The 25,319-nt window shown below is 60.9% G+C and carries 17 protein-coding genes; 5 read left to right on the top strand and 12 right to left on the bottom strand.

Going from position 1 to position 25,319, the window contains the following annotated elements; translation table 11 throughout:
* The first annotated feature begins 172 nt into the window (after positions 1–172).
* Positions 173–1,978, top strand: coding sequence for a GTPase (locus J2887_RS07285; RefSeq protein WP_227175323.1), 1,806 nt, complete (start codon positions 173–175; stop codon positions 1,976–1,978).
* 152 nt (positions 1,979–2,130) lie between these two features.
* Here J2887_RS07285 and J2887_RS07280 read toward each other — a convergent pair whose 3' ends face one another.
* The gene (locus J2887_RS07280) at positions 2,131–2,286 is read right to left on the bottom strand and encodes a hypothetical protein (RefSeq protein WP_227175322.1); all 156 of its coding nucleotides are present in this window, start codon (positions 2,284–2,286) and stop codon (positions 2,131–2,133) included.
* Positions 2,287–2,301: 15 nt separating this feature from the next.
* On the opposite strand from J2887_RS07280, the gene J2887_RS07275 reads away from it, so the two are divergent.
* On the top strand, positions 2,302–4,371 hold the full coding sequence (locus J2887_RS07275; RefSeq protein WP_227175321.1) for an EAL domain-containing protein: 2,070 nt from the start codon (positions 2,302–2,304) through the stop codon (positions 4,369–4,371).
* A gap of 59 nt (positions 4,372–4,430) precedes the next feature.
* Here J2887_RS07275 and serB read toward each other — a convergent pair whose 3' ends face one another.
* Positions 4,431–5,639 (bottom strand): phosphoserine phosphatase SerB, encoded by a 1,209-nt coding sequence (gene serB, locus J2887_RS07270; protein WP_227175320.1) that lies wholly within the window; start codon positions 5,637–5,639, stop codon positions 4,431–4,433.
* Positions 5,632–7,917 (bottom strand): DNA topoisomerase IV subunit A, encoded by a 2,286-nt coding sequence (parC, locus tag J2887_RS07265; protein WP_227175319.1) that lies wholly within the window; start codon positions 7,915–7,917, stop codon positions 5,632–5,634. Before parC ends, serB begins: the two co-directional genes overlap by 8 nt.
* 266 nt (positions 7,918–8,183) lie before the next feature.
* Between parC and J2887_RS07260 the strand changes: the two genes are divergently transcribed.
* Positions 8,184–8,399: a hypothetical protein gene (locus tag J2887_RS07260; RefSeq protein WP_227175318.1), complete on the top strand. Its 216-nt coding sequence runs from the start codon at positions 8,184–8,186 to the stop codon at positions 8,397–8,399.
* A gap of 264 nt (positions 8,400–8,663) precedes the next feature.
* Positions 8,664–10,301: a methyl-accepting chemotaxis protein gene (locus tag J2887_RS07255; protein WP_227175317.1), complete on the top strand. Its 1,638-nt coding sequence runs from the start codon at positions 8,664–8,666 to the stop codon at positions 10,299–10,301.
* A 96-nt stretch (positions 10,302–10,397) separates the two neighbouring features.
* Here J2887_RS07255 and J2887_RS07250 read toward each other — a convergent pair whose 3' ends face one another.
* Together J2887_RS07250 and J2887_RS07245 are read right to left on the bottom strand one after the other, a co-directional pair.
* A complete protein-coding gene (locus J2887_RS07250; protein WP_227175316.1) occupies positions 10,398–10,985 on the bottom strand; it encodes a YceI family protein in 588 nt (195 codons plus the stop codon).
* Between the two features lie 56 nt (positions 10,986–11,041).
* Positions 11,042–11,599 carry a cytochrome b gene (locus tag J2887_RS07245; protein ID WP_227175315.1) on the bottom strand — a complete coding sequence of 186 codons (558 nt, stop codon included), beginning with the start codon at positions 11,597–11,599 and terminating at the stop codon, positions 11,042–11,044.
* 674 nt (positions 11,600–12,273) lie between these two features.
* Here J2887_RS07245 and J2887_RS07240 point away from each other — a divergent pair.
* Positions 12,274–13,569, top strand: coding sequence for an EAL domain-containing protein (locus J2887_RS07240; RefSeq protein WP_227175314.1), 1,296 nt, complete (start codon positions 12,274–12,276; stop codon positions 13,567–13,569).
* A gap of 9 nt (positions 13,570–13,578) precedes the next feature.
* Here the strand turns inward: J2887_RS07240 and J2887_RS07235 are convergent, their stop codons facing one another.
* The 7 genes from J2887_RS07235 to J2887_RS07205 all read right to left on the bottom strand — a co-directional run bounded on the left by J2887_RS07235 (position 13,579) and on the right by J2887_RS07205 (position 25,134).
* On the bottom strand, positions 13,579–15,351 hold the full coding sequence (locus J2887_RS07235) for an SLC13 family permease (protein WP_227175313.1): 1,773 nt from the start codon (positions 15,349–15,351) through the stop codon (positions 13,579–13,581).
* 111 nt (positions 15,352–15,462) lie between these two features.
* The gene (gene parE, locus J2887_RS07230) at positions 15,463–17,358 is read right to left on the bottom strand and encodes a DNA topoisomerase IV subunit B (RefSeq protein ID WP_227175312.1); all 1,896 of its coding nucleotides are present in this window, start codon (positions 17,356–17,358) and stop codon (positions 15,463–15,465) included.
* Between the two features lie 157 nt (positions 17,359–17,515).
* Positions 17,516–18,025: a protease complex subunit PrcB family protein gene (locus J2887_RS07225; RefSeq protein ID WP_227175311.1), complete on the bottom strand. Its 510-nt coding sequence runs from the start codon at positions 18,023–18,025 to the stop codon at positions 17,516–17,518.
* Positions 18,022–20,703 (bottom strand): S8 family peptidase, encoded by a 2,682-nt coding sequence (locus tag J2887_RS07220; protein ID WP_227175310.1) that lies wholly within the window; start codon positions 20,701–20,703, stop codon positions 18,022–18,024. Before J2887_RS07220 ends, J2887_RS07225 begins: the two co-directional genes overlap by 4 nt.
* Positions 20,704–20,864: 161 nt before the next feature.
* Positions 20,865–22,916 carry a TRAP transporter large permease subunit gene (locus tag J2887_RS07215; RefSeq protein ID WP_227175309.1) on the bottom strand — a complete coding sequence of 684 codons (2,052 nt, stop codon included), beginning with the start codon at positions 22,914–22,916 and terminating at the stop codon, positions 20,865–20,867.
* 41 nt (positions 22,917–22,957) lie between these two features.
* Positions 22,958–23,971 carry a putative solute-binding protein gene (locus J2887_RS07210; RefSeq protein WP_227175308.1) on the bottom strand — a complete coding sequence of 338 codons (1,014 nt, stop codon included), beginning with the start codon at positions 23,969–23,971 and terminating at the stop codon, positions 22,958–22,960.
* A gap of 83 nt (positions 23,972–24,054) precedes the next feature.
* Entirely contained in the window at positions 24,055–25,134 is a 1,080-nt protein-coding gene (locus J2887_RS07205; RefSeq protein WP_227175307.1) for a hypothetical protein, read from the bottom strand.
* Between the last annotated feature and the right edge of the window lie 185 nt (positions 25,135–25,319).

Raw genomic sequence — 25,319 nt, 5'->3', positions numbered from 1 at the left:
TAAACCGGTGATTTGCTGGCTTTTCGTTCTGGCTCTGCTATTTTAGAGTGCAGAATAACCACAAATAACGAACTGTAATTCCGGCGTTTTTCCTGCTTACGATCTGATCAGCAATACGCCGCCAGTACATGGATAGTTCGGCGTCAACCCTACGGCATGAGCACTCGGACGAATGACCCTGAGACCTGACCTGACAGTCCCCGAGCAGAAGATCGCAAGCCTGTCTTTCTGCGATGCGTCCCCGAAAGCCTTCAAGGGGTGGGTAGCCAACTTGCCCATGGCCAATGTCGGCGAGTCATCGCGCCAGCTCTATCACGCCATTATCGAGCTGAACCAGCTGTTCGTGTCGCCTCAGGTTCGCCTGCAGTTACTGGAGCTGTTGCGCCCTAAGATTCGTTTCGTATGCGGCGAGCTGGCCCGGCATTATCTCGGCCACGCCGTATCACTGCCTGAAAAGCAGCGCAAGATTGCCAACCTGAACCAGGCCCTTCAACTGCACCTGGCCAATGGTTACAAGCTGTGCATTCTGGAATTCACATCCGATAACAGTACCTTCGAGAAAGCCAAGAAGGCCGTTGCCCTGTGCTGCCATCGGGCCATCTCCGAATTGGCCGCAACCGTGGTGCGAGCACACCAGCTTTATTGCCCCAGCCCGGCACGCAGCTGGCTCGAATGCCACCGCATCTTCCGTTTTGCCTCACGCAACAAGATCGCCGAAGCGGCCATCGAGGACGACACCCTGCAGCATCGCCGCAGCAGCTCCGTGGCAGACAGCTACAAGCGCCTGTTGCTGCTCGGCTGTGCCCGTCCCAACCAGTTACGCCAGAACGAACTGACCCAGACCTACGATCTGTTCGAGAACTGGACTGAACTGGCCCTGTGCACCACCGATCAGGCCAGCGACAGCCTGTTTGTGGTGAACATGGAACAGGACAGTTCGCCGATTTACCGCAGCCTGGCGCCGAACACCGGTACCGGTGACCTGCTGGGCTTTGATACCCGCAAGCTGTCCGAAAGCATTGCCGAGTACCTGTATCAACACCTGGAACTACACAACCGCGACTACGAACCCGAGTTCCGGTTACCCCAGGGCATCAGCGATACGTTACTCACTCACCTGAGCCAGGCCCTTGGCATTCTCACCAAACGCAGCTTCAACCGCGTCGCCAGCGAAGGCGCACTGGAGCTCTGCGTTGGCTTGACGGCAACGCATTACTACATCGCCGGCGAGAAGAACTTCACCCAGTTTGTGGCCGGCAACGAGCAGGTTGTTGATGACGACGAGAACGTCTTCATGAGCTCATCCCGCCGCAAGAACGACGCCTGGTCGGGGGCGTTTGACGCTGGCCCCAATGAAGAGCGGTTGTACTCCGCCGATACGCCCATCAACTTCCGCAGCAGCAGCGGCTCAGTGACCAGCCCCCAGCAGGACGCCAAACGGCCGCCCTGCCACAAAGCGGCTCTGGTCAACACCAGCCCTGGCGGTTATTGCGTATCCTGGGGAGCCAGCATACCGCCCTCCATGCAGGCCGGGGAAATCCTCGGGGTACGGGAACAGGCCGGCCAGCCTTGGAGTGTCGCTATCGTGCGCTGGATTCGACAGGTCCGTAATCAGGGTACCCAGATGGGCATCGAGTTGCTGGCGCCCAGCGCCGCGCCCTGCGGCGTCAAGCTGATCCAGAAGGTGGGCACCAGCAGTGAGTACCTGCGTGGCCTGATGCTGCCCGAAATCAGCGTGATCAATCAGCCCGCGACGCTGATCACTCCCAGACTTCCGTTCCAGACCGGCAGCCGCATCCATCTGATCCACGATGGCCGGGAGGACCAGGGGCAATTATCGAAGCGGGTCGCCGCCACCGGCAGTGTCAGCCAGTTCGAACTCAAGCTCCAGCGCAGCAGCACACCCAGCCCGTCCCGACACAGCCGCCCCGATGGTACCAGCGAGGACGAGTTCAACTCCCTCTGGCCATCGCTGTAAGCGGCCAGGGTCTGCGGCCTGCAACTGAATTGCAAGATACGGACAGGCCGTCGGCCGATCCGTGCCCGGGCATCGTCAAGGGTTGTTATTAAAGGGCATCCCCTTCATCATTCGGCTTATGTTAAGGTACCCAGGCACCTGGCCCGGCGCTGTTATCGCGAGACGTCGCGACCGTCCCGACGACGCCCTGCTCGCAACACGACCGGCAGGAGGCGGCCAGGCTTCGCCCGAATCACCGACACGCTTTCCTGCACCGTGACCGCGCCCAGACGCGGGTACAGGGTATCGGCCACAACATCCGGACACATCGAGACGCCAACAGCATGCAGAAAAAGAATTCCACGGTTCACCTGCTCATCCTTGATCCTTCCCAGAACGATGCCGAATCGCTGGTCAGCCTGCTCCGTAACGCCGGACGGGCAACCCGGGCCCATCGCATCACCTCTGAGGAAGACCTTGAGGAGGCGCTGAAGTCCGGAACCTGGGATCTGTTGCTGGCCCGGGATGTGGACCAGGAATTCACCGCCGAGGATGCCCTGAACCTGGTTCGTCGCATGGACAAAGATGTGCCCTTCATCCTGCTGACGTCAGACTTCAACCGGGAGCGCTCGGTCCAGTTTCTCAAGAGCGGCGCCATGGACGTGGTCCCGGCGGACTGCAATGATCTGATGCTGCTGGCAGTAAAACGCGAGCTGGCGGCGCTGGACGAACGCCGTCGCCGTCGGTCACTTGAAGCGCACCTGCGGGAAGCCGAACAACGCTGTCAGTTGCTGCTGGAGAGCTCCAAGGACGCCATTGCCTACATCAACGACGGCATGCACATCTACGCCAACCAGTCGTACATGGAGTTCCTCGGTTACGACGACCTGGACGAGCTGATGTGCGTTCCCATCCTCGATACCCTGACGCCGGCAAGCCAGACCGAATACAAGGGCTTCATGAAGCAGTTCGCCGAAACCCGGCAGGACGGCATGACCCTCAACTGCGTCGCGCGCCGGAGCGACGACCACGAGCTCAACGTCACCATGTCGGTATCCTCCGCCACCTACGACAGCGAGCCCTGCACCCAGATTGTTATCCAGCCGGAACACAGCGACGCCGAGCTGGAAGAAAAGCTCCGCCAGATCAGCAGCCAGGATCTGCTCACCGGACTTTATAACCGCCAGCACTTCATGGATGAACTTGCCAATGCAATCGGTGAACAGACGCCAAACGGCGCCCTCGCCTATGTCTCACTGGACAACTTCACCGCCAACAAGAGCCTGGTGGGTATTGCCGGTGCCGATCTGCTGCTGAGTGATGTCGCTGACCTGGTGCGGGAACACGTTGGCGAAGACCAGTTGCTGGCGCGCCTGAGCGACGACGCCTTCGGCATCCTCGATCGCAGCTGTGACGAAAAGTCGATGATGGAAAGCTGCGAGCAATTGCGCAAGAAAATCGAAGACTACCTGTTTGAAGTCAACGGCCGCACCATCCAGATGACGGCCAGCATCGGTGTTGCAGCGATCACCGAGAACGCGCCCAAGGCAAACGATCTTCTGGGCCGTGGACTGGCGGCGTCGGCGGACGTGCGCAAACTGGAAGGCCATGAGAGCGGCAATGGCGTGGTGGCCTACAACCCGGCGGCGGAAGGCAAGGGTGAAATCACCGCGGCGGACGAAATTCAGAAAGCCCTGGATGAAGATCGCTTCCGGCTGCTGTTCCAGCCCATCATCAACCTCCGCGGCGAGGGTGAGGAGCACTACGAAGCCACCGTGCGGATGATTGATACCGAGGGCAATGACGTGTCCCCCTACGACATCCTGCCACCGGCTGGCCCATCAGAGATGGCGGTCAAGATCGACCGCTGGGTGATCCTGCAAACAGTGAAGCAGCTGGCCACGCACCGTGCCCGCGGCCACGACACCCGGTTGTTCCTGAACGTCAGTGCCGAAACCCTGGTGGACAAAACCTTCAGCGCCTGGCTCAGCGTCGCTCTCAAGGCGGTTCGGCTGCCTGGCGATGCGCTGATTTTCCAGATGCGCGAGGGCGACACCACCAATCACATGAAACAGGCCAAGGAGTTTGTACGCTCGCTGCATGAGCTCCACTGCAAGATCTCCCTGAGCCAGTTTGGCGGCGCCATCAACCCCTTCAACACCCTCAAGCACGTTGACGTGGATTACGTGAAGATCGACGGATCGTTCACAGAGGAGCTGCAGAAGAACGACGAGGCCAAGGAGCAGCTCAAGGAAATGGTCCAGAGCCTGCAGAGTGCCGGCAAACTGACCATCATTCCGATGGTGGAGAATGCCACTGTACTGGCCACCCTCTGGCAGGCCGGCGTCAACTACATCCAGGGCTACTACGTGCAGGCCCCGGTACCACAGATGAACTACGATTTCGGCGAGTAGGCCGGAGCGGCTCAAGTAAAAAAGGGCGCCAGTTGGCGCCCTTTTTTTGTCCTGCCGGTTCAGTGGTTCTCACTCTCCCGGAACCCGATCAGATACAGGATCGCATCCAGCCCCAGGGTCGAGATCGCATGGCGGGCGGACTCCTTGACCAGCGGCTTGGCACGGAATGCCACCCCCAGCCCGGCCTGACTCAGCATCGGCAGGTCGTTGGCCCCATCTCCCACCGCGATCACCTGCTCACGGGAAATGTGCTCCTTGTCGGCAATTTCCAGCAGCAGCTCGGCCTTGCGCTTGCCATCAACGATCTGGCCAGATACCTCGCCAGTAACCTTGCCATCCACAATGTCCAGCTCGTTGGCATAGACATAGTCGATGCCCAGCTTTTGCTGCAAGTGACGGGCAAAGTAGGTGAAACCGCCCGACAGGATCGCCGTGCGATAGCCCAGGGACTTCAGCCTGGAAATCAGGTGTTCGGCACCCTCGGTCAGCTTGAGGCGATCGGCAATGCGCTCCAGCACCGACTCGTCCAGCCCTTTCAGCAGTGCCAGCCTCTCGGCAAAGCTCTGACTGAAATCCAGCTCGCCCTGCATGGCCCTCTCGGTGATCTCGGCGACCTGATCGCCAACGCCGGCCTCCAACGCCAGCTCATCAATCACCTCCGCTTCAATCAGCGTGGAGTCCATGTCAAACACCACCAGCCGACGGTTACGGCGGAAGATGGAGTCTTCCTGGAAGGCGATATCGACATTCATCTCAGCGGCGATATGGAGGAAATCCCCCCGCAGCTGCTGAAGATCCGAGGGCGTGCCGCGCACCGAGAACTCGACACAGGCGATGCGGTTCTCCGTCGGGTCCAGCGACGGTCGCGCCGACAGACGGCTGATGTTGTCGATGTTGAGGCCATGACGCGCGGTGATCGCCGATACCTTGGCGATCTGCTCCGCCTTGATGTCCCGGGACAGCAGGGTGACGATGTAGCAGGCCCGATTGCGGCCAGCGGCCCACTGCTGGTATTCCTCCACGGTGATCGGCGCGAAACGCACCTGCAGGTCCAGGGCGTGAAGGCGGAACATCAGGTCGCGGATCACCGGCGGCGCGTTGGCCTCGTCCGGTATCTCCGCCAGGATGCCCCAGGTCAGATGGTCGTGGATAACCGCCTGGCCAATGTCGAGAATTCGGACATCGTACTGCCCCATGATGCCGGTGATCTCCGACGTCAGCCCGGGCTTGTCGCGCCCGGACACGTTAATCAGTACCAGTTCACTCACGGTCGCCCTGCTCCTGTTGTTTCGCGGCTCGGATCACCTCAATACCATCTACCCGCTGCAGTCCGCGAGGCAGCTTGTGGCCGCGGCGCCCGCGCTCACCGAGGTAGTGCTCCAGATCAGCAAACTGGAGCCCCATCTTGCGCTTGCCAGCGCGGATTTCCAGTTGATCCGCCTCGCCGAACACCGCCAGCGCCACGACAAACTCTTCCCGGTTCTGAACCCTGGCCGAGGGGATGCTGATGATCTTGTTGCCCTTACCCTTGGCCAGCTCCGGCAGCTCACTCAACGGGAACACCAGCATGCGTCCCTCATTGGAAATCGCCGCCAGGTACTGCGGGTCTTCCGTAACCGGTACGGAGACCGGCTGCATAATGCGAGCCCCTTTGGGCACCGTCACCACCGCCTTGCCATTGCGGTTCTTGCTGATCATGTCTCCGAGGGAAGTGACAAAACCGTAGCCGGCGTCGGTCACCAGCAGCACCTTCTGCGCACTCTCCCCCATCAGCAGGCCGGCGTAAGTGGCTCCGGAAATGGGGTTGATCCGACCGGTCAGAGGCTCACCCTGGCCCCGCGCCGATGGCAAACTGTGGGCCATCAGGGAATAGGCGCGCCCGGTGGAGTCAAGGAAGATCGCCTGCTGGTTGTTCCGCCCTTTCGCGGCCAGGGCGAAGCGATCTCCGGACTTGTAGCTGAGCCCTTCCGGCTCGATATCGTGGCCCTTGGCGGCCCGCACCCAGCCCTTTTCTGACAACACAACCGTCACCGGGTCGTTGGAGACCAGGTCGGTTTCGCTGAAGGCTCGGGCTTCTTCGCGCTCGACAATGGGCGAGCGACGGTCGTCGCCGTACTTCTCGGCATCGGCTTCCAGCTCGCCCTTGATCAGATCCCGCAACCGCGTCTCGGAGCCGAGGATGGCCTGCAGCTCGTCCCGTTCAGCGGCCAGCTCATCCTGCTCGCCGCGGATCTTCATTTCTTCCAGCTTGGCGAGGTGGCGCAGTTTCAGCTCCAGGATGGCCTCGGCCTGGATATCGGTCAGACCAAACCGCTCCATCAGCACCGCTTTGGGCTTGTCTTCGGTGCGGATGATCTCGATGACCTCATCGATATTGAGGTAGGCAATCAATAGGCCGGCGAGTATGTGCAGTCGAGCCTGCACCTTGTCCAGACGGTAGTTGAGGCGGCGGCGAACGGTGGTCCGGCGATAGTCCAGCCACTCGGTCAGCAGCGTGCGCAGATCCTTGACGCCGGGGCGACCATCGTTGCCGATGACATTGACGTTGACCCGGTAGGTCTTCTCCAGATCGGTGCTGGCGAACAGGTGGGCCATCAGCCCTTCCAGATCAACCCGGTTGGAGCGGGGCACAATCACCAGGCGGGTCGGGTTTTCATGATCCGACTCGTCCCGCAGGTCCGCCACCATCGGCAGCTTTTTGGCCTGCATCTGCTGGGCAATCTGCTCCAGCACCTTGTTGCCGGAGACCTGGTGCGGCAGATCGGTGATCACCACTTCGCCACCTTCGTTGATCCAGCGGGCCCGCATACGCAGGGAACCACGACCGGTCTGGTACATCTGCAGCAGATCGCGGCGAGGGGTTATCACCTCAGCGCGGGTGGGAAAATCCGGCCCTTTGATGTGTTCACAGAGCTGTTCCACCGTCGCCTCAGGACTGTCCAGCAACCGGATACAGGCGGCCGTCACTTCCCGGGCGTTATGGGGTGGAATGTCCGTGGCCATCCCCACCGCAATGCCTGTGGTGCCATTAAGCAGTACATGAGGCAGCCGGGCCGGTAGAGTGGCGGGCTCCTCCATGGTGCCATCAAAGTTGGGCACCCAATCCACTGTGCCCTGCCCCAACTCTCCCAGCAGCACGTCCGAGAACGCGGTCAGCCGGGATTCGGTATAACGCATGGCGGCAAACGACTTGGGATCGTCCGGCGAGCCCCAGTTGCCCTGACCGTCCACCAGCGGGTAGCGGTAGGAGAACGGCTGGGCCATCAGCACCATGGCCTCATAACAGGCGCTGTCGCCGTGAGGATGGAACTTACCCAGCACATCGCCCACGGTACGGGCAGACTTCTTGTACTTGGCCGTGGATTTCAGCCCCAGTTCCGACATGGCGTAGACGATGCGCCGCTGGACTGGCTTCAGGCCGTCACCGACATTGGGCAGCGCCCGGTCGAGAATGACGTACATGGAATAGTCGAGGTAAGCCTTCTCGGTGTATTCCTTGAGAGAGACCCGCTCGAATCCCTCATCCGTCGTCTGAAACTCTGGCATGGATGCCTCTTGCTGACTGTAATGAGTTCTGACCACCGCCGTGGCGGTTCCTCAGGTTGGTCGCTCATTATATGGAGCCGACCGCAGTTACACCAATCCCCGAGCAAAAAGTCGCCATCTCCTTGAAAATCAAGCCCAACATCAGCGTCTGATTGCCAATAGCGGAATTCACGAATGTTGGCTCCCGGGGGCAGACCGTATTCTGCCCGGCGGTCCTCAGCAAAAACCGTGGGCTACCTGTGTAAAAAACAGACCGGGCAGACACTATGACTCCAACCCTGAAAGCCTGTTTTCGCGCCATGCTGACCGCGTTCATCAACGGTTCCCTGGCGTTGGCATTGATGCTCCTGGTTGAGTTTGCCATCAGCGGAACCCTGCACATGACCGAGCCGTACCTGTGGGCCGGCCTGCTGATCTGGGCCATCATTTTTGTTGCCCAGTTCCTCCGGGAACGCCACCTCTGCCGTTCCGCTGACAGCTGACTTCGCCTTCCCGGCACCCTCTCCCTGATCTGCTAGACTCTCTCCATAGCAACGCCACAACGACACTGAACAGACGCAGCCTTAACAACACACCGTCATTGTGCGGAAGAAACACAACGTTATTGCGTTCAGGGTGACCGCACCAGGGGATAGCAGCCCCGGAAAATGATCGTTTCACCTTCTGCCGACGGCAAATCAGCCGCTGTAGAAACACTTTGATCAAGCCGGACCCGGTGACGCCAATACTATTCAGGGAGTCCGATCATGAAACGGATGTCATCCCTCGGCCTACATATCCAGATTGGCCTGCCCCTGGCATTGATGGCGCTCGCCATTGCCATTACCTGCGCCCTCGGCGTCCACGGTATCCGCACCCTGATTGCCAACGCCGAACACTCCAGCGAACGCCTGTTGCCCGCCATCAGCCTTGCCCTCAATGGGGACCGGGACCTTTACCAGGCACTGGTTGCACAGATGGCGTATGTAAACACCAGGGCCGATGGCCGGGACGCGAGCGGCCATCAGGACAGCTTCAACGAGAACAGCGATCAGGCTCTGGAACGGCTGCAACTGGCGGCAGATCGGCTCGACTCTCCCCAAAGCCAGCAATTGATGCGAGGCTTCGAGAGTGCATTTGAGCAATGGTTTGGCACCGCCCGGAAGACCATGACGCTGGCCGATCAGGGACAAATCAGGGAGGCCCAGACGCTGCTGCGCACCACCAGCAGCCAGCAGTTCGACACCCTGCGCAACTATTACGACGAAGTTGGCCTGCTTGCCGACGAGCAGGCCTCAGCCACAACCACCGCCGCCATTGCCCAGGGCAATGCCAACAACACGCTTGCCCTCACGGTGACCGCCGTGGCACTGCTGATCAGCGGCGGTCTGTCGGTACTCTTTGCCCGCTCAATCCTGGTGGCCGTGCGACGACTGAGGCACCGCTTTGACGATATTGCCGAGGGCAAGGGCGACCTCACCCGCCGCATTCCTGTCGAGCGACAGGACGACCTGGGCAAGCTGGCCGTCAGCTTCAATCAGGTACTGGACAATCTCCAGTCGATGGTGCGATCCATCAAGGAACTGGCCGAACAACTCGGTCAGGACGCCCAGCACCTGTCCGGCCAGGTCTCCGACAATGACAGCAGCGTGGGCCAGCAGACCGACGCCATCAACCAGGTAGCAACGGCCATCAACCAGCTTCACAGCGCCATCCAGGAAGTGGCTGGCAACGCAGCCCACGCCACAGAAGCCACCCGGGAAGCCAAAGCCAGCGGCGACGAAGGCGCCAATCAAGTCCGCGCCTCCTCCGACCAGGTGCAACGACTGGTCAGCCAGATTGGCAGTGCAGTGGAGGTCATACAACGTCTGGCGAAGGATTCGGACAACATCAGCTCGGTGCTGGATGTCATTCGTGGGATTGCCGAGCAGACCAACCTGCTGGCCCTCAATGCAGCGATCGAGGCGGCCCGGGCCGGGGAACAGGGCCGGGGCTTCGCCGTTGTCGCCGACGAGGTGCGCACCCTGGCCGGGCGCACCCAGTCCTCCACCGAAGACATCCAGAAGATGATCTCCACCCTGCAGAGCGGTGTCGCCGAAGTGGTTGAAGTGATGGAGACCAGCAGCCAGCAGGCAGCGGATACCGAGACACTGGCCAGTGCGGCGGAAGCCGCATTGTCCACCAATGTGCAGGCACTGGAACGTATCAGCGACATCAATCTGAGTGTGGCGTCCGCCACCGAGCAACAAACCCTGGTGGTGGATGAAATCAATCGCAACGTAACACAGGTGAGCGAACTGGCGGATGCTGGCGCCGGCCGGTCACGGGAGATCAGCCAGATCAGTCAGGACGTGGCCCAACACGCAAAAAACCTGAGCGAAGAGGTCCGTCGTTTCCGAATTTAAGACGCCCCGGAATAACGGCAGAGCGAGGAACAGGGAAGGAGCAACTGGCAGGATTGCCGCCCGGCACTGTGGCCGGGCGACCAAGAAGGCGACCTGTTACTGACGGACACCTTCGACAGAGATGATCATCTCAACGGTTTCAGACGCCGGCCCCAGGTTCATCGGGATGCCAAAGTCAGACAGCCGCAATTCGGTTTCTGCCTCAAAGCCCATGCGGTAGCCACCCCAGGGGTCCTCACCGTGACCGATCAGCTCGGCCTCCAGCGTAATTTCCTTGGTGACGCCACGCAGGGTCAGATCACCGATGATGTCGGCTTCATCGCCATCCTCATCCACCACGATGCGCTTGCTGGTGAAGGTCGCTTCCGGGAATTCATCGGCGTACAGGAAGTCTTCGCTGCGGATGTGCTTGTCACGCTCTGCGTGGTTGGAGTCCACACTGGCGGTGTCGATGGTCACGTTCACGGAGCTGTTGGCCGGATTGTCGGCGTCGAAGCTGAACTGACCGTCAAAGTCGTTGAAACGGCCGTACAGCCAGCTATAACCCAGGTGGGAGATCTTGAACATGACGAACTGGTGAGTGCCTTTTTCGTCAAAAGCGTAACTGCCAGAACCTTCATCCGCCTGAACCGTGGTCGCGGCCATCGTCACTGCAACAGCAGAAGCAAGCAACTGTTTTTTCATAACGTTCTCCTTGATGTCATGCCTCACAGGCATGGGGTTTAAATGTATGAGCTGGATCAGTTGCGCGGCGACAGGCCCAGCATTCGCCTCAGGGTTTCATCCTTGTCGAGAATGTGATGCTTCAGCGCGGCCAGACCGTGCACCGCCGCGAGAATGACGAGCGCCCAGGTCACCCAGTAATGCACATCGCCAGCAACGTCTTCCATGCCTTTGATTTGACCGGTTACGGAAGGCACCGAAAACCAGTTAAACACGTCGATGGAAGAACCATCGGCGGTGGAAATCAGGTAGCCGCTGACCAACGCCACAAAAATCAGCAGGTACAGCAAATGGTGGGTGGCGTGAGCCGCCACCACTTCCCAGCGCTGATGGGTCGGCAGCGCCTTCGGATTGCTGTTCATCACTTTCCACACCAGGCGGAACAGCATGGCCAGCAGCACCAGCACCCCAATACTCTTGTGAATGTGCGGCGCGGTGCGATACAGGTCATCGTAGTAGCTGAGATCCACCATGTAATAACCCAGCCCGAAAAGACCAAAGATCGCAATTGCGATCACCCAGTGAAGCAGGATGTGGACAGCCCCATATCGGCTGGAGGAATTGCGCAGCGGCATTGATAAAGTTCCTGTTTGATCAATCAAATACGTCAGTAATGAGAAGAATGATAGAGCCAGCCTAATGAAAAATAAAACGAAATTATTTGGCTTCCAGGTTCAAATTAATTGAACAAGTTAATTAGGGCGCACTCTCCTTTGCATGCCGCCGTCACCCTGAAGTTTCGTAAGATCGGAGCCAGCCCCGCAAGTTCCCCTACAAATCGGTAACGTTTTTGCGGCTAAGCTTTTGTCGTATGCGGGTTTTACTGATTGATGGAATTAATACACCTAATAGAATTGTCAACCATCAGCGACCACCCGACAGGAGATAAAATCATGGAAGTCGAATTTGACGAACACGTTGTTGTTCCCAGCAACAACTGAGATTTCGCCTGGCTAGCGTGGCACCCAGTGCCCACGCCAGGGCAGCGCTCTGCCCCTCCCCTGTTTTCCGGACCTGCTTCTGGCCAATATGCAAACTCTTGCCAAATCCACTGGCAAGCTCAGGTAAAGTCTGGCAATCTCTTCACGTTTTCGGTACTTCCCAGGGTTGCTATGAACTTACCTGCTGCCGCACTCGATATCCCCTGAGCACCTCCCCACGAAATGCACACGGACGCCCGTTTCGTGCCACGGCGCTCTGACGCTGACACCGACCGATCACTCCGTTTCAGACTCATCAGTACAGCACCATGTCCAAGTTTCTGCCCGACCAACTGGCCAGCACCGAAAACGATCTGATTGACTCTCTGCTGACCCAGGGCAGTGAGGGCTGGACAGCCAGCTATCAGGGGCTGACCCTGAAGACCGCACTACAGCCGATTTTCAGCATTTCCCATAAACGGATCATCGGATACGAAGCCTTGGTGCGGGCCTTCGATAATGACGCTGCCAGCGTGCTGCCGATCCACCTGTTCCAGTTGCCGCGGGACGCCGCAGAGAATCTGTTTCTGGACCGGCTGTGCCGCCACCTGCATGTACAGAACTATTCCCAGTTGAGCGACAGCCTGAACTGGCTGTTTCTCAACGTCTCCCCCCGGGTCGTCGCCACCGGGCGGCAACACGACTCCTTCTTCGGCAATCTGTTACGCAAGACCGGACTACCCGCCCATAGGGTGGTGATGGAAATAGTGGAACAACCAACGGATGACGCCGAGCAGCTTCGGGAGACGGTGAGCTATTACCAGCAACTGGGATGCCTGACAGCGATCGACGACTTTGGCGCGGGACACTCCAACTTCGAGCGGATCTGGAACCTGTCACCGGACATCGTCAAACTCGACCGCACTTTGATCACCCGAGCCACGGACGATCGCAAGGCCCGACAGATTCTCAACGGTATCGTATCGCTGTTGCATCAGTCCGGCTGCCTGGTGTTGCTGGAAGGGGTGGAAACCCACGAGCAGGCCATGATTGCCATCGATGCGGGGGTGGATTTTGTCCAGGGCTACTATTTCAGCCATCCCAGCACGGAACTCCCCAGCATTGCCAGCAAGGCTCCGGATTTTGAAACCCTGCTGGCGGACTACAAGAGCCGCAAGCAACTGCAACTGGACCCGTCCCAGCAGATCGTCAGCTTCTTCAGCGACTATTTCCTGACCGCCATCACCCTGCTGAAACAGGGCAGCACCCTGGACAGGTCCTGCCAGTCGCTACTTGAACACCCGGCGGTTTCCCGCTGCTACCTCATCGACACCAACGGCGTACAACTGCAGGATACGGTGGTCGCCGCGGATTCCCGCTATCAGGTCGATCCCCGCTTCCAGCCGCTGGAGAACACCGAAAGCGCCGACTGGTTCCGCCAGAATTACCTCAAGGATGCCCTTGCCCAGCCCAACATCCTCCAGGTCACCAGCCCCTACCTTTCAGTCACCGGCGCCCATATGTGCGTCACCCTGTCGCTGGCATACAACCATCATGGCCGGATTCAGGTGCTGTGCTGCGATCTGCTGGCCAACCGCATGGAACATCTGAGCTCCAGTCTTTAGCCCCCGTACTTACCAGGGCACCTGGTACACCAGCGCGATCACCACCACGGTCACCAACCCGACAAAGATGTTGAACGGCAGGCCAATGCGCACGAAATCCATGAACCGATAGCCGCCGGGGCCGAACACCATGGTGTTGGTCTGGTACCCCAGTGGTGTTGCAAAGCTGGCCGACGCCGCCATCATCACGGCAATCACAAACGGCTCCGACTCGACGCCGAGACTGGCCGTCATCGACAGCACAATAGGGATCATCAGCACTGCGGCGGCGTTGTTGGTAATCACCTCTGTGAGCACAGAAACCGCCAGATAGACCAGCAGAATGGTCAGCAACGGGTGGCCAGCACTGACAGAAAGTATCTGTGCAGCCACCAGCTCCGCCGCACCGGTTACCTGCAGCGCACCGCCGAGCGCAAAAGACGACGCGATGGTCAGTATCACCGGCACATCCACCGCCTTCTGGGCCTGTCCCACCGAGCAACAGCCGGTGGCAATCATCAGACCGGCACCCAGCAGCGCCGCATTGAGCATCGACAGCCAGCCCAGGGCGGCAGCACCCACCAGCACCACCAGGATGCCCCAGGACACATAGGCACGGTCATGACGAGGGGTTTCGGTCCCCAAGTCATTGATCAGCAGAAAATCCTTGTTGTAACGCTGGCGACTGATAAAGGCCGGTCGCGCCTCCAGCAAAAGAACATCCCCCGGGCGTAGACGTATATTTCCCAGGTTGCCCGACACCCGTTCACCGCCACGGGCCACCGCCAGCACCACCGCGCCGTAGCGATCCCGGAAGCGGGCGTCCCGGATGGTCAGGCCCAGCACATCGGATTGCGGTGACAGGGCCGCTTCCACCAGGCAGCGCTCAGCACGGTCTTTGCTGAGAGAGGGCTCATCGTCGTGAACGGACGGTACTATGCCATTGATCCGCAGCAGATCCGAGATCGCCTGGGTATCGCCGGCGAAAACCAGGCGATCGCCGCCACACAGCCGCTCTTCCGACGGCACTGCCGTCACCACGCTGCCATCCCGCTCAATTTCCACCAGATACAGTCGCTCAAGCTCCCGCAGCCCGGCCTCGCCAACACTCTTGCCCACCAGCGGCCCGTCAAACGCCACCGCCACCTCCAGGGTGAACTCACGCATCGAGCCGAACTTCTGCTGATCCTTGCGATCCGGCAGCATCCGCGGCAACACCAGCAGCATCGCGGCCAGACCAATCACCGCCACCGGCAAACCGACCGCCGTAATTGAGAACACCGAGAACCCGGCCTCACCGGTCAGCTGCTGATACTGACCGTTCACCACCAGGTTGGTGCTGGTGCCAATGAGCGTCAGGGTACCACCGAGAATGGCGGAATAGCTCAACGGCATCATCAGCTTGGAGGGGGAAATGCCGATCTTGCGGGACCAGGCATGCACCGCCGGAATCATGGTGGCCACCACCGGGGTGTTATTGAGAAATCCACTGAGCAGCGACACCGGCACCGCGATGCGTGCCTGGGCGGAACGTACGCTGCGGGGAGAGCGCAGCAGATGCTGGACCACCAGGTCGACGCCACCGGAATGATGAATACCGGCGGCCACCACGAACATTGCCACCACAGTAATCAGGCCAGTGTTACTGAACCCGGCCAGGGCCAGGTTGGCGTCAATGATACCGCTGACACTGAGCAGCACCATCACACCCAGCATGACCAGGTGCGGAGCCACACGTCCGGTAACCATGATTATCAACGCCAGGCCCGCAAGGCCCAGGGAAAACCAGCCCTGCCAGTCCATCCGATCGATCCAGTCTGGAAAAGGGCAAGGATAGCGAAGATGAATTTTGGGGAGAAAGAATAAAGGCTGCTTTTTAAAGCACCGAAAAGAATAAACCGGCAGGCCCGACGGTTACACCGTCAGGTCCGCCAGGTTGCCATAGCTTTCCAGCCAGTTGCGCCGGTCCGAGGCGCGCTTCTTGCCGAGCAGCATGTCCATCCGCTCATCGGTCTCATCGCCCTCTTCCAGAGTCAGCATCACCAGTCGGCGGGTATCCGGCGCCATGGTGGTCTCCCGCAGTTGCAGCGGGTTCATCTCGCCCAAGCCCTTGAAGCGGGTGACCTGTATCTTGCCACGGCGCTTCTCCGCCTCCAGCCGGTCGAGGATGCCCTGCTTCTCGTGTTCATCGAGGGCGTAGAAGGTCTCCTTGCCCAGATCCACCCGGTACAATGGCGGCATCGCCACAAACACGTGGCCGGCGGCCACCAGCGGACGGAAGTGCTTGACGAATAGCGCGCACAGCAGGGTGGCAATGTGAAGACCATCAGAATCCGCATCCGCGAGGATACAGATCTTGTTGTACCGCAGCCCATCAAGCTGGTCCGAGCTGGGATCAACGCCAATGGCCACGGCAATGTCGTGAACTTCCTGGGACGCCAGGATCTCGCCGGAATCCACCTCCCAGGTATTGAGGATCTTGCCCCGCAGCGGCATCACCGCCTGAAACTCCCGGTCGCGGGCCTGTTTGGCGGAGCCGCCGGCCGAATCCCCTTCCACCAGGAACAGCTCGGAGCGGTTGGTATCGGCGCCGGAACAGTCCGCCAGTTTGCCAGGCAGTGCCGGTCCCGAGGTCACCTTCTTGCGGGCCACTTTCTTGCTGGCTCGCAGACGTCGCTGGGCGTTGCTGATGAACAGTTCCGCCAGCGCTTCGGCCACGTCGGTGTGCTGGTTGAGCCAGAGGCTGAACGCGTCCTTCACCACACCGGAGATAAACGCCGCCGCTTCCCGGGACGACAGCCGCTCCTTGGTCTGGCCGGAGAACTGCGGGTCCTGCATCTTGAACGACAACACGTAGCTGCAGCGCTCCCAGATGTCTTCCGGCGACAGTTTCACTCCTCGCGGCAGCAGGTTGCGGAACTCACAGAATTCCCGCATGGCCTCCAGCAGGCCGGTCCGCAGGCCGTTGACGTGGGTGCCTCCCTGGGCGGTGGGAATCAGGTTGACGTAGCTCTCGGTCACCGCTTCGCCGCCTTCCGGCAGCCATTGCAGGGCCCAGTCAACCTCTTCGGTGTTGCCCGAGAAGCTCCCGGTGAACGGGTCCAGCGGCACCGCCTCGATGTCCGCCAGGGCGGTGCGCAGGTAGTCTCGCAGGCCGTCTTCGTAGTACCACTCGTCTTTCTCGCCGGTGGCTTCCTGCAGGAAAGTGACCGTCAGACCGGGACACAGCACCGCCTTGGCCCGCAGGTTGTGACGCAAGCGACTGACTGAGAACTTGGGAGAATCAAAGTAGGAAGCGTCCGGTAGAAAGTGCAGCCGGGTACCGGTATTGCGCTTGCCAACGGTATCCACCACCGTCAGATCTGATGCCTTTTCGCCGTCGGCGAAGGTCATCCGGTGGACCTGGCCATCCCGTTTGATGGTCACTTCCAGGGTCTTGGAGAGGGCGTTCACCACAGACACACCGACCCCGTGCAAGCCACCGGAAAAGTTGTAGTTGCCCTGGGAAAACTTGCCGCCGGCGTGGAGCCGGGTCAGGATCAGCTCAACCCCGGGCAGTCCCTCTTCCTTGTGGATGTCGACCGGCATACCGCGACCGTCATCCTCAACACTGAGAGAACCATCGCTGTACAGGGTGACATCAATACGGCGGGCGTGCCCGGCGAGGGCCTCATCGACACTGTTATCGATCACTTCCTGGGCAAGGTGGTTCGGGCGACTGGTTTCGGTGTACATGCCAGGCCGCTTGCGAACCGGGTCAAGGCCACTCAGGACTTCAATGGCATCAGCGTTGTATTCTTTCTGGCTCATAGGTGAGGAGCAACTCCGGAGGCGATTTTGCAACGGGTTGGCAGCTGTGGCCAACGGATGGGACGGCGGTACGCCACAAGCTCACCTGGCGTGTGCCTCGGCACCACCAGGAGAGCATTTTCTGAGGCTACCTAGCTTAGGGATTTGCCGGCAAAGATCAACGGTTGTTTGTATCAGCGCTGCGCTGGCGAGTAATCTCCGGCAAGCCCTGGCCCTCGACTGTCAGGGTCTGCCAGCCCTCCGCCGTCACCGCCACCACCACACACGGGGTGGTCAGCACCTGAGCCACCATGGCATCCGCCCTGGGTTCAGAAATGGCCATAGCCAGCAGCAGCCGATCGCCGTTCAGCCCGGCCGCTTTGAGGGATACCGAGTAACCGGCAGTCGGTTTCTGGCCCTGTGATACCACCACCAGCGGCTGCTGTTGCAGGTTCTCTGTCGGCAGGCTGCCCAGATCCAGGTTCATGCCCGGCACACTGGCGAGACGCTGGAGGTCTTCCCGGCTCTGTACCAGCACTGCGCCGGGGGCAGTCAATCCGCAGTGCAGGGAGGCGGCCACCTCTTGGGCTGGCGATGTATTTACCGCCACCGAGTCTTCGGACAACGCGCAGCCACCCAGCAGCCCCGCCAGGGCCACGCCCAACGCGGCAGTGGACCAGTTTCTCATGGTGTTCCTCCCTGATAATGTTTGATGGCCATCTGCGTTGGACGAGGCACCCGGTAGCCCTTGAAGCCGTACCGCGGCAGGCCCATCTCCGACAGGGTCGGCCGCCGGAAGCCGGTGTTCATCACCACGCCACTGACCGGTGCCTCACCAATCGCCACCGGCTCCGGCAAGCCAATGACCGGATACTCGGCGCAGGCTTCACCGTTCTCACAGATCAGGCCATTATTGTCGATGTCCGTCCCTGCCACCAGCAGATACTCCCCGAGCGCGGCATCCGCAAACTCAAACTGGTACTGGCCGTTGCTGACAACTACCACCGCCTGCTGGGTCTCCACCTCATCGTCCGGGTCCACCAGTAGCACGTAGTGACGGCCGGCATCCCGCTGATCTTCCGGGTCAACACGGCGCACCGTGATCGGCACCGCCAGCTCGCGCTGCTGGCCGGCGGCGTCGTAGCTAAAGGCCAGTTCGGTGGCGTAGCTGGTGTCCTGATTCAGCTGATCAAGATCCACCGATACCTGTAGGGTTTCCGGTGGCACCTGCCCCACCACCAGTTGCGGCGACAGTGACAGCCAGCCGGGGACACTGGCCACCGACTGCACCGTTACCGGCTGGCCGGAAGGATACACCGTCAGGTTCAGGGTCTGGGTCGCCCGGGCCTCGCTGAACTGCAGCGACGACGGCTCCGCCGCCAGCACCACCGGGGTCGCGCCAGCCAGGGCCGCATCCACCGCTTTGACCGCGTTGATCAGCCCGGCGCCGTATTCCGTGCGGTTGCCAAGGGGATCGGTCAGTTCGCCGCTGGCCAGCATGGCAAAAAAGTCGTCCGGCGTAACGTCCAGCCCCTGGTCCTGGGCAGCCCCCTTCATCAGGGCATAGACACCGCTGACATGAGGCGCCGCCATGGAAGTCCCCTGCAGGCCGGCGTACATCGGTTCGAAACGCCCCTGGGAATCGTCGCCCCAGGCACTGATGATCAGATCGGCGTCACCATCCAGGTTGGCATCACGGGTTGCATCCCCGCCCGGAGCGACCAGATCCACCGACCCACCAATATTGGAGTAGGACGCCCGCACCTTGGCCCCGTCCACTGCGCCAACACCCACCACGCGCTCGAACGCGGCCGGATAGGTCAGCTGGTCGATGCCCTCGTTACCGGCCGCAGCAACCACCAGTTTGCCGGCGTTGTGGGCCCGGTCAATGGCCTGGCGCAGAGTGTCGCTGGGTGCGGAGCCGCCCAGGCTCAGGTTGATCACATCGACATCGCTGCGGGTAGCGGCCCAGTTCAGCGCTGCCACCAGATCCGCGGTGCTTCCGGAGCCGTCACGGCCCAGCACCCGGACCGGATACAGGGTGGATTTTGGCGCGACTCCGACGATGCCCTGCTGGTTGTCCACTCCGGCCACGATGCCGGCGACGTGGGTGCCATGGAAGTTGCTGGCCTGGCTTCGGCCGTCGCCGGGGTCTGCCGGGTTGACGTCGCGCTGCTGATTGTCCTCGGTATCGATGTCGAGCTCGCCAGAGACAAAGTCCAGGATCTCGCCGCTGAATCCGATAACGTTGGCAGCCAGGTCCGGATGCCAGTTGCCATAACTGGCGGGCTGGCTACTGAAAAGACCGGTGTCCATCACCGCCACCCCAACGCCCTGGCCACCATTGGGCGCGGACTGCCAGGCGACAGGCAGGCTGATCAGCGGGTAATGCCACTGCAGGCGGTAAAGGCTGTCGTTACCGGGATTCACCGCCAGGCTGCGATAACGGTAGTTGGGCTCCGCCAACCGGACCCCCGGCTGTTGCTGCAGCGAGCGAATCCACGCCACGGTGTCCTCCCGCCGATCCACTGACTGGCTGCGCAAGGTCGCTGTTTGCGGCCGGGTAACCGCCCACACGCCAGGGGCCAGGGGACGGTAGTCCGGGCCACCGGCTGCCGCCGAGCGAAGTGGCCTCGCGCCCTGCGCTGCGGCGGTGGCCGTGTCCATCACCACAATTGCCTCATCCTCAACCAGCGCCGGCTCGGGGAACGCCGCCGACGTTGCCTGGGTGCCTTCGGCAGACACCGTCAATACATAGCGAAACGGACCGCCACCGGCAGCGCCAATGCGCACTACATGCTCAACCGTCTCGCCATCAGGCAGCGACACCTGATGGCTGAACGGCGGCGGCCCAAAGCAGTCATTGCCGCAGATATCGCCCCCCGATGGCGGCGATATGATCATCGCCACCTCCGGGTCCACCGGACTGGCAGCAAACACCTGCAACACCACCCGGTCACCGTCATTCAACCGAATTCGAAAGCTGTCAATGGTGTCCTGATTGTAGGAAAACACCGGGCCGTTCAGGCCGTCATCGGGATACACCCCCGCGGTGGCACTGAGGTAGCCGCCCACCGTACCGGTCTCGGGGAGCCACTGGGCCAATGCCACGGGATCGTTCTCCACGGCGGTGCCGGTGCGGCTGTCATCGGCGGTATCGGAGTCCACCCGGGTGCGACTTTCAATGGTGATGGTACCGGACAACGCCGGACCTGACGGTGCGTCGCCGCCTCCATCACCGCCATCACCCCCGTCGTCGCCGCCATTGTCACTACTGCCACCGCCTCCGCCACAGGCGAACAGCACCAGAGAAGCTGCCAACACCGCCAACGCCTTAAATCTGCCGATCTCTGTCCCGGAAATCATTGGCTATTCACCTCCAGCCACAAACCACCCTTTTCAGGATACGAGCGTACGGCAGAATTCGCTCATAAAAAAGCCGCCCTGAATAGGGCGGCAGAGCGCAAGGCGCCGGTTCCGTAGTCCGAACTTCCCGGAACCGGCCAGGGTTGAGACCGCTCAGTGCCTCACAGGGCGTAGAAGAACATGGGAATGAAGGCGACCAAAAGCAGCGTTGTGGCCATCACCAGCAGTGGCAGCAACAGGCGCTCGTAGCGGTGCCAGAAGGAACCGGTGCGCTCGGCTGCAAGCACTTCGGTCTCCCCGACCACCTGCCGGGTCAACAGATGATTGAGCGCCACCGGCGGGCTCAGGTAGCCCAACTCAAAGGCCACCAGACAGACGATCCAGAAATGCAGTGGATCGATCCCCAGGTTGATGGCCGCCTGGGCGATGGTGGCAGAGACCAGGATCACCGCGCCGAACGGGTCCATCACCATGCCGATAAAGGTCAGCATGAACACCACCACCAGCATCACCAGCCAGGGGTTGTCCAGATGCTCAGGGAAGATGGCGTGAACGATCTCCGAACGCTCAAGAATCCCGCCCAGACAGATCGAGAACCCGATCAGCGCCAGCAGCGCGCCAATGTGCACCGCCGAGTCGCTGGCTGCCGCGGTACTGCGGGACCAGAAGGCACCTCCGCGGGACTGGCCGTCATCACGGTTATCCTTGTCCGCATCCAGCAAGACCAGCGCCAGCATCACCAGCGGCAGAATCAGCGGCGCGCTGTACTCGTTGAAACGCAGGTCCAGCAGCAGCCAGACCGCCAGGATCACCAGACCGGCCACCACGGCATAGGGCAACAACGGACGCAGCTGGGCCATGGATTCCCGCAGGGCACCCGGTCGGGGCTTGGGCTTCCAGTTACCCTCGGTCTTGCAGACGACAAAGGAGAACAGACAGGCGGACATCAGGAACACCCAGAAACCCCAGCCATAGAGTTCCGAGGTGGTCACTTCCTTGTTAAGCGCAGCGACCACAACGATCAGCAGACAGGGGTTGAGCACCACACCCAGGCTGCCGGACATCGCGGTGGTTGCCAGCGACAACTGACGCCCGGCGCCGGCACGGCGCAGTTCGTCATAGACCACTCCACCCACGGCCAGGATGAAGATGCCGGACGCCCCGGTGAACGCGGTGGGGAATGCGGTGGCAAAGATCATCACCGACGCCAGCAACGGCGCCGGCAACTGGAACGGCTTGATGACGTTGATCAGCAGCTCCGGCAGCCGGGTCTGCTTGAGGGCCATACCCACCAGCACGTAGAGACCGATGTTGATGAACATCGACGACAGGTTGCTCATCATGCCGAAATAGATCGCCAGACCCGAGCTGTAACCGTCCACGAAGAAGAAGTAACTCATGGCGATCAGCCCCATGGCACAGTAGAGCGGGATCACCAGCGGGGAGGAGGCATTGAGACCGCCAGCGCGCATGCGTTCCGGCACCCACAGCAGCCGCACGGCGTTGATCACCATAAACAGCCCGAACACCAGCGTCCAGGCCAGCTGCAGGGCAGCAACATCTTCCGAGCCAGGTGTCGTGCTGAGCCGGCCGGCGTAGGATTGCAGGGACGCCACCATCAGACCGTTGGTCAGCAACTGGACACCCTGACTCAATCGCCACTCCGAGCGGTTCCGGGGCAACCGCAGGGCAATGTGATCGGCGTCCAGGGCAGACACCGCCGCGGCCATCGCGAACATCGCGATGAACAGGTATTTCATCAGGTCGATGTTATCCAGCAGGAAATCCGCCAGCCCCTGCTCCACGGTCTTGAAGGCCGCCAGTGCCGGGGTGGCGTGCTTCTGGTTTTCCTCGAAGGCGGCAAACTTCTGCTCGCACAGTGCCAGGTTGCGCTGCAGGGATTCCCGCAGGGCAGAGGCATTGGGCGGCGAGCTGAACAGATCATCCGGATCGGGCTTGTAGGCGTCGAGCCGGCGCTGCACCTCGGTGTCCACATCCATGCTGAGATCGCACTCCGGCGCGGTGGCGTCCGGATTGAGCAGGTAGTAGTTGGGCCAGGTCTGCTCACCCACCCACAGCAACCGGCTGTGAAGCGAATTGCCCATCCCCAGCAGCAGGGTGAACAGCAGGAGCAGCAGCAGGACCATCCCATGCAAGCGATGCATGGGATACAACGTGGTGGTCCGGGCGGTCGACAGTACGCGGGAGATCATGGAGGTTCAGCCCTTTGGTCTTATTATCAAATACCGAACATTTATTCGCGGTTGCCGGCGGTGCACTCCGAGGCGGCCGGATTGCTGGCGCAGCGGATTTTACTCAGCAGGCTCATCATCTTGGGATGGTAGACCTGCTCGGCTCCGTTGACGCCGTCCCGCAGTTGCAGGCGGTTCTCACGGAACATTTCCTGATAGCCCTGCACATCGTTGGCGGGAATGTTGATCCACTTGTCCTCGGGAATGGCACTCTCCAGACGCGACACCAGATCCATGGCCTGGCCGTACATGCCCCACGCCACTTCCCGCGCCTGCTGGGCAGTGGCGTCATCCAGCACCTCATCACGGGCGATGATCTGGATGGTCAGCTGGGCCAGCGGGTAATCGACAATGCCACCGGTATCGCCGATGCCCTTGTACAGCTCCAGCGCCTCATAGGCGAAAGCGGGTGCGTAGGCGGTATCCACCGACCCGTTGTTGAACTTGCCGGCAAAGTTAGTGATGTCCGACGGCACCACCGTAGCCTTGACGTAGTTCACCATGTGGATGGCGTCCTTCTGGTAATCCAGTGTCGCCATCCGCTTGCCCGCCAGTTCACCGGCGGTATCGATGGAGCGGTCGTTGACGAACAGGTAACCGGCGCCCGCCGGTACAATCCCCAGAACCTCATAACCGTCCTGCTTCATCAGCGGCGCCGCCTTGGGCTGGGCCAGGGTCGCCAGCAGGGTGCGCAGGTCATCGTAGGTGGGGATCGCGCCCACCGCACTGACACTGCCGGTAAACCGGTTGAACGGACGAATCCGCAGGTCGGTTGCAGCAACCGCATCGCATTGACCGGAGGAGAAATCCCCGACCGCGACGCCTTCATCGGTGTAGGGACGCAGTTCAAAGTCGACACCGTGGCTCTTCATCTCGAGGGCGTAGTCCTTGACCATGTTAAAGACATCGCCATTGGCACCGATGACGTCAAACACGCACATCCGCACCGGCTCCTGGGCAGCAGCCAGCGGCGTTACCAGGGACAGGGTAAGGGCAGCAAGGAATTTACGGATCATGGGTGACCTCCGGGTCATTGTTATGCTTGTCGTAGAGATTCTCAGGCTGATTCAGCCGCGTGTTCGGTCCGGCCGTGGCCGGATTACAACAGTCCTTCCAGGTCCATCACTTCCGCCGGCGCCTGCTGGCTCTGCTCGCTCAGCTGGCCGAAGTAGCGCTGGGGGGTGCGGTAGCCATAGTTGGCCGTCCAGTGCTTGTCGGAGATGAACTGCACCACCTCACCGGCGACCGAATCCACCAGGCGGTAGTCTTCCCGTACCTCAAAACCACTCTCGGAATCGGCAAAGCGTGCCAGCACCGTTTCCAGCACGTCCGGGCGACCGAAGGTCTCTGCCGCCACTGCCTCAAGAGCCATTGAAATGCGCATGCCATTGTCGACCCCCAACCGGGCACTGTCGGCGAAGACCTGCCACGGGTCTTGCGCGCCGGCAGGCTGAGTGTCGGGAATCAGCAGCCACACCAGTGCCCGCACCGCGTTGGGCAGACCGGCCCATTGCTGGTTGTCCAGACACTGGGCCGCACGCTCGGCCTGAGGTGCAATGTTACGGGGAACGCCGGCCATGGCGCCGGAGTTGGCATCGTTGACGATGGCCTGCATGCCAGTCAGCAGGCCCAACAGGAAGGTCAGTTCGTCCTGCTCGGTTGAGAGATCCGGGCAGGCGGGATTGTCCAGCGAAGGATCGTAGTCGTAGGCCCGCATCGCCCGCAGGAAGGCCTCATAACGGCGGGTGGCAATCTCGGCATTGAGGCGCTTCATGGCTTCGCGGGCATCCTTGGCCGCCGGCACATCACCCTGATAGTCCGCCCGCAGGTAGCGCAACTCTTCTTCCCAGGCGCGCTGTTCGGAGCAGTTCGCCGCCAGCAGCATCAGCAGGGAACCGGTGCTGTCGGGCGCATCCGTCACCCGGGAGAACGAATACAGCAACGGGTCCACTCCCTCGCCGAGGCTGCAGGCCAGATGGGAGTCTTCCATCTGCAACACGTAAGGCGTCGCCTCGCCCTCGGAGTAGTTCGACAGCACAATACCGGTGGTGGAATAGATCGGGTTGACCGAGCAGCCGGCCAGGACAGTGAGGGCGGACAGCACCCCGCCACGGAGCCAGGCGCAGGAAAGACGGCTGCCGCGGATGGTTTCGGTCAGATTGAGCAAGGAGGAAGTCATGGTTCGCCCCGTGTCTGCATTGTTCTTATAGGTTGATTTTCACAGTGCAGAGGATGCGACGAACCTTGTCCGACAGAAATGGCTCTAATGCCCAAAAATCATGCCGATGAGGCCAATGGCCCTTCACCAACGGGTTTGACATTCATCAATAAAGCAATAAATAACAATCAGTTGAAGCACAAATC

Origin of the sequence: Marinobacter sp. CA1, from assembly GCF_020546665.1 — a bacterium.
Taxonomy (GTDB): Bacteria; Pseudomonadota; Gammaproteobacteria; order Pseudomonadales; family Oleiphilaceae; genus Marinobacter; species Marinobacter xestospongiae.
The sequence above is the reverse complement of the archived record's forward strand: the minus strand, read 5'-3'. Positions and strand labels throughout refer to the sequence as shown.